Below are 14,484 nucleotides of genomic sequence, written 5' to 3'. Positions count from 1 at the left end.
CATCAGGAGTTTCTTGTCGGTACCCCTCGATACACTGTTCGCATGATCGATAACCGAATCGAGGAGCTGACCGCCACCCTGCGCGGCCTCGATGACGCTGCGCATATCGACCTGATCCGCACCCTCGAAGACCTCAAATCCGCATGCGCCGCAGCACAAGCCAAGATCACGGCTGAACTCGACAATGCCCGCGATAAGAGCGTAGGTGCCGAAGTCGCCTTGGCCAGACGCGAATCGCCACACCGCGGCGGGCGACACCTCGGATTCGCCCGCGCGATGCAAGAAATGCCGAACACCCTCGCCTTGCTCGAAGCCGGCGAGTTGAACGAATGGCGTGCCACCCTCCTCGTCCAAGAAACCGCGTGCCTCAGCCGCGACGACCGCGCCACCATCGACCGGGAATTATGCTCCGACGCAGCCACATTGGCCGGGCTCGGCGACCGCGCCATCAGCGCAACCGCACGCGCCCGCGCCGCTGAACTCGACCCCGCAGCCCTCGTGCGCCGCGCCCGCCGCGCGGTCGGTGATCGTCACGTCAGCATCCGGCCTGCACCCGACACCATGACCTACGTGACCGCACTTCTGCCCGTCGCGGACGGCGTCGCCGTCTGGGCCAATCTCAAACGGGACGCCGACAACCTCGTCGGCACAGGCCAGGCGGGCGACCGAACTCGCGGGCAAGTGATGGCCGACCTACTCGTCGAACGCGTCACCGGCGTCGAAACCGTTGCCCCGCAACCAGTCACCGTCAACGTCGCCATTTCCGACGAGGCACTCTTCGGCGACGGTGAAACACCCGCCCACGTCGACGGATACGGCGACATCCCCGCCGCCATCGCTCGCAACTGGATCCTGCACGCCAGCGACGACGACGTTGCAGAACTCCGCCGGGTCTACGCGAACCCGGGAACCGGAGCGCTCACCAGCCTCGAGTCCGTTGCACGCTGCTTTCCCAAAGGTCTCGCGAGGTTCATCGACCTCCGCGACCGCGCCTGCCGCACACCCTGGTGCGATGCCCCGATCCGACACCGCGATCACATCAAAGCTCACGATGACGGCGGCCCGACCAGCGAGTTCAACGGCGCCGGACTATGTGCAGCCTGCAACTACGCCAAGCAAGCCGACGGCTGGCAGGCCGAACCGATCCGCGCCAGCCTCCACACCTACCAACTCACCACTCCGACCGGCCACACGTACCAATCCACCGCGCCACCGCTCCCCCGACCAGCCCGAAAACGCATCGCCCCACGGCGATTCGAGTTCGACATCATCTGGGCGGCGTGAGGTGTCATGCCGAGACGCTTGCGTACTCGCTCAACTCGATGTCGCCGGCTTTCGCGAATTGCTTGGCCATCAGGTTGCGGAGCGGCCAGCGGCCCATCCACCGCATCGAGGTCGTGCGCAGTCGAATCGCGAGCGCAGAGGCCGGCGCGTATCCCCCGACGCCACCGGGTGGTAATTCCTGAGCTTGGGTGACGTAGGGCCGCATCACCTTGTCGTAGTTGGCAAATGCGACCGTGTGGTCACCGCCGGCAGCGGCCAGTTCGCCCGCCAATACGTAGGCGCCGACCAGTGCAAGGCTGGTGCCGAGACCGGTGAGTGGCGACGGGCAGTAGCCGGCGTCGCCGAGCAGCGCCACCCGACCGCGCGACCAGCTGTCGAGATGGACCTGACCCATGGAGTCGAAAGTGAAGTCCGGCGCGGACAGCATCGCCGCCAGCAACTTCGGGGTTTCCCAACCGACGTGGGCGAACCGCTCCTCGACGATTCGCTTCTGCGCCTCGATGTCGCGACGGTCGTAATCCAGCGGCGCAGACCGGAAGCTCAGTCCCGCCTTGTTCTCACCGGGCAGCCGGCCCGGGCGAGCCGACGCGACGAGCCCGCCGGGCGCGTTGTACATCTGGTACCAGCCGTCGAGTTCGAAGTCCGCAGGCGCCGTGAACCACGCCGTGTAGAGGTCTAGCGGTCGAAAATGGTCGGCCTCCGCGCCGAACGCCAGCTTGCGAACGACCGAATGCAGTCCGTCTGCACCGACGACGAAGGCGAATCGGCGAGGCGGCGCCTTCTCGAACGTGACAGTGACACCGTCTGCGTCTTGGTCAATCCCGGTGATCGTCTCGTCGAACAGGTACTCGGTGTCGGCGACGGTCGATTCGTAGAGCACCTGGCCGAGATCGCCACGGAGGATTTCGATTTCGGAGACGATGCCTTCGCCCCCGAACATATCGGTGGGCATCCGCGCCGCGATGCGGCCCTTGCCGAGCAGGAATGCGATGCCCTCCTGCTCGAGGCTCAGCTCGCGCACTCGGTCCATGAGCCCCATCCGTTCGATGACGGATCGGCCTGCGCCGCGGAGATCCACCGTCTGGCCGCCTGGCCTCGGAGCGGGCGCGCGCTCCACCACAGTCGGGTTGTACCCGTACTGGCGCAGCCAGTATGCGAGTGCGGGTCCGCCGATTCCGGCGCCTGAGATAAGTACGTCGCTGTTGGTCATACCAACTAGCGTACAACGTATTCTTGACTAGTGCACCATCAATAGTGTTGTAAACATGGAGTGTTCACGTACACTGCACTAGTACACACTAGCGGCGTGCACTAGTACACGGGAGTTGAAATGGACAAAAGCGCGGACCCGCCGTACGTGCGAATCGTCGCCGAAATACGAGAGTCGATCGATACTGGGGTACTGGCTCCCGGCGACCGCGTGCCGTCGACCCGAGACATCACGCGACGCTGGAATGTCGCGATGGCTACCGCGTCGAAGGTCCTCACAACCCTGCGGCAAGACGGCTTGGTCCGTGCGGTGCCGGGCGTCGGCACCGTCGTCGCCGACCGCGCGCCTGAATCGCGCAACCGTCCGCGCGCCCAACCGTCCGAGCCTGCGCCGACCTTGACAAAGGAACGAATTGTCGCGGCAGCCATCGCCATTGCCGACGCCGAGGGTCTCGCTGCCTTGTCGATGCGCCGAGTTGCCAGCGATATCGGTGTGGCGACCATGTCGCTCTATCGCCATGTCGACGACAAAGACGGTCTCTTGTTGTTGATGCTGGATTCGGTCTTCGACGAATTGGGCTTCCCCGCCGATCCCCCAGCCGACTCCCGTGGCAAGTTGGAGGTCGCGTTCACGACGTTATGGGCGATGTTCCGTAAACACCCATGGCTGGCGCCTGCGCTGTCTTTGACGCGGCCGCAACCGATCCCACGCGGGATGGCCCACACCGAGTGGGTGTTGCAAGCGCTCGACGGCCAGGGCCTCGACTTGCACGAGAAGTTCACCATCCACCTCACGCTGTTCAACTACGTGCGCGGGATGGCAATCAACATCGAGATGGAATCCGAAGCCGAGGCGATGAGCGGCCTGGACAACGATAAATGGATGGCGACGCAACACCAAGTACTCGGGGCGATCCTTGCGTCAGGGACGCTGCCTAACATGGCACAGCTTTTTGCGGCCCAATACGACTTCGACCTCGACGCGCTGTTCGAGTTCGGTCTGCAGCGCCTGCTCGATGGGCTGGCGCTGCAGACCGCGTGACTACAGGTACTGACCGGTGTTCGACTCCGTGTCGATCGCTCGGCTGGCACTCGCGTTCTTGCCGGTGACAAGGGTGCGAATGTAGACGATGCGCTCGCCCTTCTTGCCGGAGATGCGCGCCCAGTCGTCCGGATTCGTCGTGTTCGGCAGGTCCTCGTTCTCCGAGAACTCGTCGACGATCGAATCGAACAGGTGCTGAATCCGCAGGCCCTTCGACCCCGACTCGAGGACCGCCTTGATCGCGTACTTCTTCGACCGGTCCACGATGTTCTGGATCATCGCGCCGGAGTTGAAGTCCTTGAAGTACAGGACTTCCTTGTCACCGTTTGCATAGGTGACCTCCAGGAAGCGGTTGTCCTCGCTTTCGGCGTACATCCGCTCGACGACCTTCTCGATCATCGCCGCGATGCACGCAGCGCGATCGCCACCGAACTCGTTGAGGTCGTCGATGTGCACGGGCAGCGACTCGGTGAGGTACTTCGAGAAGATGTCCTGCGCAGATTCGGCGTCCGGGCGCTCGATCTTGATCTTCACGTCGAGACGACCGGGGCGCAGGATCGCGGGATCGATCATGTCTTCGCGGTTGGAGGCGCCGATCACGATGACGTTCTCCAGGCCTTCGACGCCGTCGATCTCCGACAGCAACTGCGGCACGACCGTCGTTTCGACATCGGACGAGACGCCCGACCCGCGGGTGCGGAAGATCGAATCCATCTCGTCGAAGAACACGATCACCGGAGTGCCCTCGGACGCTTTTTCGCGCGCACGTTGGAAGATGATCCGGATGTGGCGCTCGGTCTCGCCGACGAACTTGTTGAGCAGCTCGGGGCCCTTGATGTTGAGGAAGTACGACTTGGCTTCCTTGGCATCCTCACCGCGCGCTTCGGCGATCTTCTTCGCCAACGAGTTCGCGACGGCCTTGGCGATCAGCGTCTTACCGCAACCGGGCGGACCGTAGAGCAGAACACCCTTCGGCGGCCGTAGCGCGTACTCACGGAACAGTTCCTTGTGCAGGAACGGCAGCTCGACGGCGTCACGGATCTGCTCGATCTGCCGACCGAGCCCACCGATGTCGCTGTAATCGACGTCCGGCACCTCTTCGAGCACCAGGTCTTCGACCTCGGCCTTCGGAATGCGCTCGAATGCGTAGCCGGCCTTGGCGTCGACGAGCAACGAGTCGCCCGGCCGCAGCTTCCGGATCGGGGAATCGGGGTCGTCGACGTCGTCGATCTCCGCGACCCTTGCCAACGGCTCGGCCAGCCAGACCACGCGCTCCTCGTCGGCGTGCCCGACAACCAGCGCGCGGGTGCCGTTGTCGAGGATTTCGCGCAGCGTCGTGATCTCGCCGACGCTCTCGAATTTGCCGGCTTCGACGACCGTGAGCGCCTCGTTCAACCGAACGGTCTGGCCGAGAGCCAGGGTGTCCGTGTCGATGTTGGGCGAGCAGGTGAGCCGCATCTTGCGACCGGATGTGAAGACGTCGACAGTCTCGTCGTCGTGCACATGCAGCAATACGCCATAACCGCTCGGCGGTTGACCGAGTCGATCGACCTCTTCGCGGAGGGCCACGAGTTGCTGACGCGCGTCCTTCAACGTGTCCATCAACTTCGTGTTCCGAATTGTCAACGAGTCGATGCGCGATTCGAGCTCACGCGACCGCTCGGGTGACTCGGCAAGTTGGCGACGGAGTCCTGCAGCCTCGGCACGCAACGCCTCGAGCTCGCGCCAGGCTGCCGAATCCGAACTATCAATGGGGCTCATGTGCAACTCCTCCCGGTACCGGTCTATCAACGCTACCGGCAGCGGGGAGATTCCGCTTTCCGACACGTAGCTAGCTGGTCACTTCATGTTTGCTCGGACCACACCGAACGTAGTGTTAACGTGGCGTTCCCCGATTCTGTTCACTTCAAGCAAGCGCCGAATCGAAAGGTCGCACAAGTGGTTTTCCGCAATGTGGTCCGCAATTTCTTTATCGCCACGAGTGCACTAGTCGTTGCGGTCGGCGTCGCGGCATGCGGTTCCGACAGCGATCAGGCAGAGCCGACTGCTGGACCGGGCGTATCGACGTCGGCGCAATCGTCGACCGAGCAGACAACAACCGTGAACACACCGCCGCCCCCTGCTGTCGCGGCCCCCGCGCCGGAGTTGTTGCAGGATTCGCTCGCCAAGCTCGTGGATCCGTCGATTCCGGCGGCCGACAAGGTGCCGCTGATCGTCGACGGACCCGTCCATGTGCAGGGGCTCGAAACCATGGCAGCCGGTCTGCAGAACTACGGTCGGGTCACGTTCGCAGTCAATGAGGTCGTCGTGCAGGGCACGAGCGCGATCGCAATGGTCGACGTGACGTCACCGCACGGCACCGTGCCGATCCATATGACCTGGGACAACGTCGACGGCGCGTGGAAGCTGAACCACGACAGCACCTGCAACCTGAGGGCTTTGGGCCGCGCACCCTGCTGAAATGCGTAATCTTCACCTATGCAAGAAGGCGATCAGGCGCCGAATTTCTATTTGTACGATCACACCGGGTCCCGGCGCGCCCTCTACTCGTTCCTCGAGAACGGGCCGGTCGTGCTGTTCTTCTACCCGATCGCCTCGTCCCCGATCTGTTCTGTAGAGGCTTGCCACTTTCGCGATCTCGGTGCCGACTTCGCGATGGTCGGGGCGCAGCGAGTGGGCATCAGCCCTGATTCCGTCGACAAGCAGGCCCGTTTCGCACAGCAACGCGCGTTCGACTTCCCACTCCTCTCGGATGCCGACGGGACGGTCGCGAGTCACTTCGGCGTCCGCCGCGGCGCCCTTGCCGCCATCGCCGAACGCGTGTCCGAGCGCGGTGGCCGCCATGCCCACAAACGAAAGCAACGGCGCGGGCTGCTGGCCCGGATGTTGCCGGTCAAGCGCGTCACGTTCGTCATCGACTCGGACGGCACCGTCGTCAAGAAGATCTCGAGCGAGCTGCGTGCGAACATCCACGCCAACCAGGCGCTCTGGTACCTGCAGACCCAGCACCGGCCGCTCGCGCGCTAGGTCAGCCCTTCCCAGACCGGCGCTGCGGCTTCGGCGTGACCGTTCCCTCCGCCAGCTTGCGTGCGCTGACGAGAAACGCTGTGTGCCCTTGCATTCGATGCTCCGGCCGGACCGCAAGACCCACGACATGCCAACCTCGGACCATGGACTCCCACGACCGCGGCTCCGTCCAGCATTCCTGGGCCCGCAGGGCTTCGACAACCTTCGACAGCTGCGTCACGGTCGCGACGTACACGAGCAGCACGCCGCCCGGGATGAGCGCCTTCGCCACGGCAGGAAGTACGTCCCATGGCGCGAGCATGTCCAGAACGGCGCGGTCGACCTGGCCGTCGAATTCGGCGACGTCGGCGATGGTGAGGTCCCAGTTCTCGGGCCTGCCGCCGAAGAACGTCTCGACGTTGCGGACCGCATGCTCGGCGTGGTCGTCGCGGACTTCGTAGGACACGACGCGGCCGGTCGGCCCGACGGCACGCAGCAGCGAACAGGTCAGCGCACCGGAACCGGCACCCGCTTCCAGCACGCGAGCGCCGGGAAAGATGTCGCCTTCGTGGACGATCTGCGCAGCATCCTTGGGATAGATGACTTGGGCGCCGCGCGGCATCGACAGCACGTAATCGACGAGCAGGGGCCGCAGTGCGAGGTACGGCGTGCCGTTGACCGATTTCACGACAGAACCTTCGTCGACGCCGATCAGGTCGTTGTGCGAGATGCCGCCGCGATGAGTGTGGTACTCCTTGCCTTCCTCGAGGACGACGGTGAAGCGCCTGCCCTTGCCATCGGTGAGCTGTACGCGGTCGCCGATTTGAAAGGGTCCGGTAGGTCGTGCCGTCATCGAGTATGTGGTCCTGTCGCTAGTTGTCGGTCCTCGGGCATAGCCTGCCAGGTGTGACGACGACGGAACTGCCAGCCCCCTATCCGATCTCGGATCCGCCTCCGGTACGCCGGCCCGCGTTGTCACCATCGCGCGCCGTGGATTTCAAACAGTGCCCCCTGAAGTACCGATTCCGAGCGGTCGATCGCATCCCTGAGACGCCGAGCCGTGCCGCGGTGCGAGGAACGGTCGTGCATGCCGCGTTGGAGGATCTGTACGGCCTCGCCGCGGTCGAGCGGGTTCTCGACCGTGCGGCGGGACTGGTCGAACCGGCGTGGGAGCGCATGGTCGAGGCCGAGCCGGTCCTTGCAGAGCTGGTCACCGGCGACGATCGAGCCGAATTCTTCAGTGAAGCAAAGGAATTGATCGAGCGCTACTACCTGCTCGAAGACCCGACGCGCTTCGAACCGGAGGCGCGCGAGCAGCGCGTCGAGGTCGAATTGGCGGACGGCGCGGTCTTGCGTGGCTACGTCGACCGGATCGATCTGGCACCGACCGGCGAGGTCCGGGTGGTCGATTACAAGACCGGTCGCGCGCCTGGCGAGATGCGCGAATCGCGTGCGCTGTTCCAGATGAAGTTCTATGCGCTGGTCATCTTGCGCACCCGCGGAATCGTTCCCAAGCAGCTACGCCTGCTGTATCTGGCCGATGCCGAGATCCTCACCTACGAACCGGACGAAGGCGAGTTGCTCCGCTTCGAGCGCACGTTGTCTGCACTCTGGACCGCCATCCTCACCGCTGGCGAGACAGGAGATTTCCAGCCCAACCCCGGTCCGCATTGCCAGTGGTGCGACTACAAGCCGCTGTGCCCGGCGTTCGACGGCACTCCCCCGCCCTACCCAGGTTGGCCTACCGATTTCGTTGACGAGCACGTTCCGCTCACGCTGAAAGTGGTCTGACAACGTCTGTTGTCGTTTCTGGTAATATCAGCTCCATGCAGGTGAACAGCGGAAACGACCGCGTCCGCAACATCGTGAAGCGAGTCACCGGGTTCGATCTGTTGCCCGACGAGAAAGTCAGTGCGCGCTATCGCGAACTGCTGACCGAAGGCGACCCCGTCGCTGAGGCGTTCGTCGACGAAACCTTTCTCGGACCGCTGGGCGCACGAAAGTCGCGCGACCTACTCGACCGCGCACTCGAAACGTCGATCGACGAGATCCCCGATGCACCCGAGTCGATGCGCGAACTCTTCGCCGAGTTCGAGCACATACCGGAGTGGGTGCAGCCGGACCTCGTCGAGCAGGGCGCTGCCGTCTGGCGCCGCTGGGGCTACACCTTGGGCTCGATCGCGAACGCCGGGACGATGGACACCTACACCGAGGCGTCGCTGGCCGTCCCACTGTCGTTGTCGGGCGGTTACGCAGGCGACCGCGCGCTGCACCGCTACCTCGGGACGAGTCGATGGTGGATCGAGGTCTGTAGGCCGGGCGCGGCCCTCACACCAGGATCACCCGCTCGGACGATCTCGATGAAGGTCCGCGTGATGCACGTCAGCGTGCGCCGACGGGTCACCGACCATGCCGAATGGGACAGCGCCCGTTGGGGTCTGCCGATCAGCCAGGCCGAGATGATGCTGACTTTGCTGGGCGGTAGCGTCGGACCGGCACTCGGGCTGTACGCGCTCGGCTACCTCACGTCGCACCAGGAGATCCTGGCGCTATTGCACTTCAACCGCTACCTCGGGCATCTCATCGGCGTGCGATGCGACGATATCTATCCCGAAACCGTCGCCGACGCGGTCCGCATTCTGTATCTGTTCGACGCAACCAGATCGAACGATGCCGGCGACCTGGGGCGCGAGTTGGTCGAATCGTTCGTACCGTCGTTCTCGCCCAAGCCCCACCAGCGCGGCGTCGACAGGGCGCGGGCGTTGCTGCATCTCAACATCCAGGCCGGCTACACGAAGCTGTTCATGCTTCCGTGGAACCGGCGCCGCTACGACCTCCCCACCCCATGGTTGGGACTGGCTCTGCTGCTGGCACGAGCGCCACTGGTTGCCATGTTGGAAGGCGTGCGTCGCGTCGTACCGCCCATCGATGCCCTCTGGCAGCAGCAGTCGGTCCAGGCGTGGGAGCGCTGGTACGACTGGCAGTCCGAGAACAAGCGAGACCAGTACGACGCGACGTCTGCGTTGCGCCGCTAGACCTCGAAGTTCGAGAACAGCAGGGTCGCGAGTCCAAGTGCGACAACGATATTGACCACCGTCGCCGACGCGAACACTACGATCGGGCGCCAGCCAGCCTCACGCAAGCCGCGCGCCGAGAACTCCAGACCGATCGAGACGAACGCGAAGATCAGGAACCAGGTCCGCAGATCGTTGACGATCGCGATGTGCGCCTTGCCGTCCGCCCCGGCGGATTGCAGGTAGAGGGTGCCGATGATCGACGCGGCGATGAACCCGAGCACGAACTTCGGGAACCGCTGCCAGAACACGCCGATCGACGGTCGTGGTGCGCCTTCGACCCGCTCGACCTTCAACGCGAAATACGCGGTCAAGGCGATCGCGACGAAGCCGATCAACGCATTCTGCGTGGTCTTGACGATGGTCGCGATCTGCAGCGCGTCCTCCCCCGCAATCGCGCCGGAGGCTGCCACGGCGGCGGTCGTGTCGATGTTGCCGCCGATCCATGCACCAGCGACCGGGTCCGACAGTCCGAAAACCCCTGCCAGCCACGGCAACAGGAAGATCGACGGCAGGGCGAACACGATGACTAGCGAGGCGCTGTACGCCAACTGCTCACGCTTGGCCTGGACCGCGCCAGCCGCGGCGATCGCAGCGCTCACGCCGCAGATCGACACCGCCGACGACAGCAATGCCCGCAGCTTGTCGTCGAGCCCCAGCCGACCGCCGAGCCACCACGTGAACCCGAACACCGTCGTGATCAGCAACAGGGCCTGCACAATCGACGGTCCGGCCGCGGTGACCAAGATCTTCAAGTTGATCGACGCCCCGAGCAGGACAAGGCCGGTCTTGATGAAGAACTCGGTCCGGAAGCCTGCTGAAAGACGTTCCCGGATGCCGAGTTTCGTCAGGATCACATTGCCCAACAGGCCGAGAGCGATTGCATAGACGGGGAATTCGATCGATTTCGCGACACGCTTGAACGGGGTGTCCGCCGCCCATTGCGGTACGTGGACCTCGAAGTATCTGGTCAGCGCACCGAGCACCACGACGGCGGCGACTCCTGCCACAGCTGCAACGATCGCGTCGTTCGTCGTCCCGGCGGTCTTGGTTTCGGTGGTGGTCTCGGAGGTGGTCTCGATCTCGGTCATCACGGCACCAGCCCGTCGGGTATTGCGCCCACCAGGACGAGTGCCAGCAGGGCGAGACCGACGATGACGGCAAGCCAGTCTTCGTTCACGGTGATTCGTTTCTCGTTGGACATGCGCGGCAACGTATCAACGCGCTGACCACGCAGTCTGCGGTTGAAATCAACCTGAACCGATGAGGCACACTGGGATATGCCTGTGGCCCGATTCGTTCTGTTCGTCGCATCACTCGCACTGCTCGGCGCGTGCACGATCCACGGCAGCGCAACCCCCGCGAATCCGCATGCCGCAGCGGTCACAGTTCTCAAGACCGGCGGCGTCGCAGGTGTGCACAAAGCGGTTACGGACGTAGAACTCGACGCCGACACGAGGACGCAATTGCTTGACCTCGTCTCCAGCCGCGAGTTCACCGACTTGAATTACGACGTCCCGGGCCCATGCTGCGATGGGTTCGAGTACACGGTCACTGTCGACTACGACTCAGGGAACCAGAAGGTAGTGACCGCATACGACCTGCGAAACGACACACCCCAGGTCCTGAAGCAGGTTGTCGCCCTGGTCAAACCCATCCTTCGCTGAGTCAGAAGGCGCGGCAGGACCGGATGTCGGAGGCGAGAATCGCTTTGGCACCGAGGTCGGCGAGCTGGTCCATCACGTCGTTGTGTATCTTGCGCGGCACCATGGCGCGGACGGCCACCCAGTCCTCGTCGGCGAGCGGTGCGACGGTCGGTGATTCGAGGCCGGGCGTGATCTTCACGGCCTCGTCGAGCAAGCTGCGCGGGCAGTCGTAGTCGAGCATCAGGTACTGCTGGGCGAATACGACGCCTTGGATGCGAGCGACGAGCTGGTTGCGCGCACGGTCGTCGCCGTTGGATCCGGCCCGCTCGATGAGGACACCTTCGGAGTCGCACAGCGATTCGCCGAAGGCGACCAGGTTGTGCTGGCGCAGCGTCCGCCCGGACCCGACGACATCGGCGATGGCATCGGCGACGCCGAGCTGAATGGAGATTTCGACAGCGCCGTCGAGGCGGATCACCGTCGCCTCCAGACCGCGTGCCTTCAGGTCGGCGCGCACGAGGTTGGGATACGAGGTCGCGATCCGCAACCCGCCGAGGTCGTTCGGCGTCCACTCCCGGCCAGCCGGAGCGGCGTAGCGAAACGAGGACCGTCCGAATCCGAGCGCGAGCCGCTCGTCGACCGTCGCGCCCGAGTCCAAGGCCAGATCGCGACCGGTGATGCCGAGATCGAGCTCGCCGGAACCGACGTAGATCGCAATGTCTTTGGGCCGCAAGAAGAAGAACTCGACCTGGTTGGCCGTGTCGAGAACAGTCAGGTCACGGGAATCTGTCCGGCGACGGTAGCCGGCTTCGGTAAGAATTTCGGCAGCTGCCTCGGAGAGGGCGCCTTTGTTGGGTACTGCAACACGCAGCATCGTAGAAGTCTCTTTCTGTGTGGGAAGGCTCAGTCGGGGCGCGACCTACAGATGTCGGTAAACGTCCTCGAGCTTCAAGCCCCGCCCGACCATCAATACCTGCACCCAGTACAGGAGTTGCGAGATCTCCTCGGCGAGCGATTCGTCGCTCTCGTGCTCGGCGGCCAGCCAGACCTCACCAGCCTCTTCGAGGACCTTCTTGCCCTGCGAATGGACCCCGGCGTCGAGGGCCGCGACCGTTCCGGACCCGGCAGGACGGGTCGCAGCACGGTCTTCCAGGTCGGCGAACAGGGATTCGAAGGTCTTCACGAAGAGCCATTGTTGCAGGTGGTGCGTCGAGGCGGCGAATTCGCCTGCCTGCCTACTCGGAGGTGATGATCGAGAACTGGAACGTGGTCTGGTCGCTATCCGGAATTTTCGACGCGACGATGCTGGCGGTCAGCGGTCCCCGGGTGAACTGATGTGCTCCACCGCTCGAGGTCCCCTCGCTGTAGGTCCAGCCCAGCGGTGGCAGCTTGGTGTCGTAGAACGCGATGATTTCGTCGGCACTCGTGGCCGTCGTTCCTTCGATCAATGCCGACGCTTTGTCATTGGTCCGCTTCTCGATCGTCAGATTCGTCGGATACGGGAAGTCGGCCGGGAACAGCGACGGGTGGCTGTCCGTGGTGGTCGCCGCCGTCGAGCTCGTGGATGTCCCGGACTTGCTCGTCGACGTCGCGCCAGACGTCGGCGATGCCGAAGTTGCCGCGGCCGCAGCCGTCGTCGTCGACGGACTTGCCGACGGCGTGCCCTTCGTGTCGTCCGAACAGCCCACCAGAGCTACCGTGAGCGCTCCGACGACCAGAAACCACGAAATCCGACGCTTCATGGGGCCACGATATGCCCCTAACGCGCTACAGCCCAGAGTTCTCGATGTAGAGGCTGCCCTCGTCGACCCCGACCTGGACCCATCGTGTTTCCGATGACGTGCTCCCGTTCGGGAAGGAGTACGTCAACGCCGCAGTGACGCTCGAGGAGTCACGTTTGCCGATCGAACCGACTTCGACCGAGGAAATGCTCGACCAGAAGGAGTCGTAGCCTGCTCGGCCGCCTGCCGCCGACTGGTAGCTCTTGCCGAGTTTCGCCCAGGCCGCGTCCGTATCGCCAGGTAGAAGCCCGTAGTAGCTCCGGACGAATTGGCTCATCTGCTCGAACGTCGCCGTTGTGGCGCCGGAGTCGACGGTCGGGAATGTGCCGTTCGACGTGTCGCCGATGCCCGGCGAACCAGGGCGATCGACGCTCAAGAAGATGGCGACCAAGATGCCGATCGCCGTGAGCAGAGCGACGACGACGGCGGCGAACCCGAACCTGCGGCGCGGCGCTGCAATTGCGGTAGTGACCGTCGTCGGCCGACTGGTGGGCGCGATCGTCGTCGGCTTCGGCTTCGATGGGGCGGGCTGTGGTGGTGGGCTGGACGCGATCGGGGCAGTCGGCGGAGTGGGCCGCGGCGGGACAGGTGCTGGACGCTGTGGCCGGCTCGCAATGGCTGCCAACGCGCGCTGGGCCTGGACCATCGTCGGTCGCTGCTGCGGCTCGAGCCGCAGCATGTCCATGATCACCGGCGTCAGCGGACCAGTATTGGTCGGCGGGTCCACGTCACCGGCGGCGACCGCATGCAGCAGTGCAAGCGTGTTGTCGCCCTTGCTGAACGGTGGGCGGCCCTCGATCATCCGGTAGAGCGTGGAGCCCAACGAGAACACGTCCGACGACGGTTCCGGGGTGGCGCCGCGCGCCACCTCGGGCGAGAGGAAGGCCGGGGTGCCCGCGACCATGCCCGTCGCGGTGACCGTCACATCACCGGTCGCGCGCGAGATACCGAAGTCGGTGATCTTCGCATTGCCGTCGTCGCCGATCAGGATGTTCGCCGGTTTGACGTCGCGGTGGACGATGCCTGCTGCATGCGCGGCGGCGAGTGCAGAAGCGACCTGGGCACCGATCCGCGCAGTCTCCTCGTGATCCATCGTCCCGCGCTCGTCGAGGATGGTCCCGAGGCTCTTGGACGCCAGATATTCCATGATCAGCCAGGGCTGATGATCCATGTCGGCGACGTCGTACACCGCGATCGCGTGCGGATGATGCAGACGCGCAGCGATCCGCCCCTCGCGTAGCGCCCGTCGACTCGCGTTGTCGGTCTCTTCGGGTGTCAAACCAGGCGTGACCAGCAGTTGTTTGACGGCGACGATGCGGTCCAGCCGATCGTCGTGGGCGCGCCAGACAACGCCCATTCCCCCGCTACCGATCTGCTCCGTGAGCCGGTACCGACCCGCGACCAATCTCCCGGCGGTCACGAATCTCCCTTCCTCTGGGTGT

General features: G+C 64.4%; 15 protein-coding genes. 7 read left to right on the top strand and 8 right to left on the bottom strand.

The annotated features are described in order from the left end of the window. The first annotated feature begins 42 nt into the window (after positions 1 to 42). Positions 43 to 1,284, top strand: coding sequence for an HNH endonuclease (locus tag FGL95_RS27235; protein WP_169593293.1), 1,242 nt, complete (start codon positions 43 to 45; stop codon positions 1,282 to 1,284). A gap of 4 nt (positions 1,285 to 1,288) precedes the next feature. On the opposite strand, the gene FGL95_RS27230 is transcribed toward FGL95_RS27235, so the two are convergent. Then, entirely contained in the window at positions 1,289 to 2,494 is a 1,206-nt protein-coding gene (locus FGL95_RS27230; RefSeq protein ID WP_169593291.1) for an FAD-dependent monooxygenase, read from the bottom strand. A 120-nt stretch (positions 2,495 to 2,614) separates the two neighbouring features. Between FGL95_RS27230 and FGL95_RS27225 the strand changes: the two genes are divergently transcribed. Beyond that, on the top strand, positions 2,615 to 3,535 hold the full coding sequence (locus tag FGL95_RS27225; RefSeq protein ID WP_169593289.1) for a TetR/AcrR family transcriptional regulator C-terminal domain-containing protein: 921 nt from the start codon (positions 2,615 to 2,617) through the stop codon (positions 3,533 to 3,535). Here the strand turns inward: FGL95_RS27225 and arc are convergent, their stop codons facing one another. After that, positions 3,536 to 5,296, bottom strand: a complete 1,761-nt coding sequence (arc, locus tag FGL95_RS27220) for a proteasome ATPase (protein ID WP_169593287.1) — start codon at positions 5,294 to 5,296, stop codon at positions 3,536 to 3,538. 177 nt (positions 5,297 to 5,473) lie between these two features. Between arc and FGL95_RS27215 the strand changes: the two genes are divergently transcribed. Next, complete coding sequence (locus tag FGL95_RS27215; RefSeq protein ID WP_169593285.1) at positions 5,474 to 5,995, top strand: WKL family lipoprotein; 522 nt, start codon at positions 5,474 to 5,476, stop codon at positions 5,993 to 5,995. A gap of 18 nt (positions 5,996 to 6,013) precedes the next feature. Beyond that, on the top strand, positions 6,014 to 6,562 hold the full coding sequence (locus FGL95_RS27210; RefSeq protein ID WP_169593283.1) for a peroxiredoxin: 549 nt from the start codon (positions 6,014 to 6,016) through the stop codon (positions 6,560 to 6,562). 1 nt (position 6,563) lies between these two features. Here the strand turns inward: FGL95_RS27210 and FGL95_RS27205 are convergent, their stop codons facing one another. After that, positions 6,564 to 7,394, bottom strand: a complete 831-nt coding sequence (locus tag FGL95_RS27205; RefSeq protein WP_169593281.1) for a tRNA (adenine-N1)-methyltransferase — start codon at positions 7,392 to 7,394, stop codon at positions 6,564 to 6,566. A gap of 53 nt (positions 7,395 to 7,447) precedes the next feature. Here FGL95_RS27205 and FGL95_RS27200 point away from each other — a divergent pair, with 53 nt between their 5' ends. Both FGL95_RS27200 and FGL95_RS27195 read left to right on the top strand, forming a co-directional pair. Further along, positions 7,448 to 8,332 (top strand): RecB family exonuclease, encoded by an 885-nt coding sequence (locus tag FGL95_RS27200; protein WP_338080047.1) that lies wholly within the window; start codon positions 7,448 to 7,450, stop codon positions 8,330 to 8,332. 35 nt (positions 8,333 to 8,367) lie between these two features. After that, complete coding sequence (locus tag FGL95_RS27195) at positions 8,368 to 9,576, top strand: oxygenase MpaB family protein (RefSeq protein ID WP_169593279.1); 1,209 nt, start codon at positions 8,368 to 8,370, stop codon at positions 9,574 to 9,576. On the opposite strand, the gene FGL95_RS27190 is transcribed toward FGL95_RS27195, so the two are convergent. Continuing rightward, a complete protein-coding gene (locus tag FGL95_RS27190) occupies positions 9,573 to 10,706 on the bottom strand; it encodes a YeiH family protein (RefSeq protein WP_169593277.1) in 1,134 nt (377 codons plus the stop codon). The two genes, FGL95_RS27195 and FGL95_RS27190, sit on opposite strands and share 4 nt — an antisense overlap. Positions 10,707 to 10,901: 195 nt before the next feature. Between FGL95_RS27190 and FGL95_RS27185 the strand changes: the two genes are divergently transcribed. Continuing rightward, positions 10,902 to 11,282: a protealysin inhibitor emfourin gene (locus FGL95_RS27185; protein ID WP_169593276.1), complete on the top strand. Its 381-nt coding sequence runs from the start codon at positions 10,902 to 10,904 to the stop codon at positions 11,280 to 11,282. 1 nt (position 11,283) lies between these two features. Here the strand turns inward: FGL95_RS27185 and hisG are convergent, their stop codons facing one another. The 4 genes from hisG to FGL95_RS27165 are packed head-to-tail and all read right to left on the bottom strand — an operon-like array spanning position 11,284 to position 14,462. After that, complete coding sequence (gene hisG, locus FGL95_RS27180; protein WP_169593274.1) at positions 11,284 to 12,135, bottom strand: ATP phosphoribosyltransferase; 852 nt, start codon at positions 12,133 to 12,135, stop codon at positions 11,284 to 11,286. 45 nt (positions 12,136 to 12,180) lie between these two features. Next, complete coding sequence (locus FGL95_RS27175; RefSeq protein ID WP_206072383.1) at positions 12,181 to 12,462, bottom strand: phosphoribosyl-ATP diphosphatase; 282 nt, start codon at positions 12,460 to 12,462, stop codon at positions 12,181 to 12,183. 34 nt (positions 12,463 to 12,496) lie between these two features. Next, a complete protein-coding gene (locus FGL95_RS27170; protein WP_169593270.1) occupies positions 12,497 to 13,003 on the bottom strand; it encodes a hypothetical protein in 507 nt (168 codons plus the stop codon). A gap of 25 nt (positions 13,004 to 13,028) precedes the next feature. Then, a complete protein-coding gene (locus tag FGL95_RS27165) occupies positions 13,029 to 14,462 on the bottom strand; it encodes a protein kinase domain-containing protein (protein WP_169593268.1) in 1,434 nt (477 codons plus the stop codon). Positions 14,463 to 14,484: the final 22 nt, after the last annotated feature.

Origin of the sequence: Antrihabitans stalactiti (assembly GCF_012932915.1) — a bacterium.
Classification (GTDB): domain Bacteria; phylum Actinomycetota; class Actinomycetes; order Mycobacteriales; family Mycobacteriaceae; genus Antrihabitans; species Antrihabitans stalactiti.
Note: the sequence above shows the minus strand (reverse complement) of the source record. Positions and strands in the feature narration are given on the sequence as shown.

Bases quoted from the DNA above. Each gene is read 5' to 3' on its own strand.
- FGL95_RS27235 (WP_169593293.1), top strand. From the start codon at position 43: ATGATCGATAACCGAATCGAGGAGCTGACCGCCACCCTGCGCGGCCTC.
- FGL95_RS27230 (WP_169593291.1), bottom strand. From the start codon at position 2,494: ATGACCAACAGCGACGTACTTATCTCAGGCGCCGGAATCGGCGGACCC.
- FGL95_RS27225 (WP_169593289.1), top strand. From the start codon at position 2,615: ATGGACAAAAGCGCGGACCCGCCGTACGTGCGAATCGTCGCCGAAATA.
- arc (WP_169593287.1), bottom strand. From the start codon at position 5,296: ATGAGCCCCATTGATAGTTCGGATTCGGCAGCCTGGCGCGAGCTCGAG.
- FGL95_RS27210 (WP_169593283.1), top strand. From the start codon at position 6,014: ATGCAAGAAGGCGATCAGGCGCCGAATTTCTATTTGTACGATCACACC.
- FGL95_RS27205 (WP_169593281.1), bottom strand. From the start codon at position 7,394: ATGACGGCACGACCTACCGGACCCTTTCAAATCGGCGACCGCGTACAG.
- FGL95_RS27195 (WP_169593279.1), top strand. From the start codon at position 8,368: ATGCAGGTGAACAGCGGAAACGACCGCGTCCGCAACATCGTGAAGCGA.
- FGL95_RS27190 (WP_169593277.1), bottom strand. From the start codon at position 10,706: ATGACCGAGATCGAGACCACCTCCGAGACCACCACCGAAACCAAGACC.
- hisG (WP_169593274.1), bottom strand. From the start codon at position 12,135: ATGCTGCGTGTTGCAGTACCCAACAAAGGCGCCCTCTCCGAGGCAGCT.
- FGL95_RS27170 (WP_169593270.1), bottom strand. From the start codon at position 13,003: ATGAAGCGTCGGATTTCGTGGTTTCTGGTCGTCGGAGCGCTCACGGTA.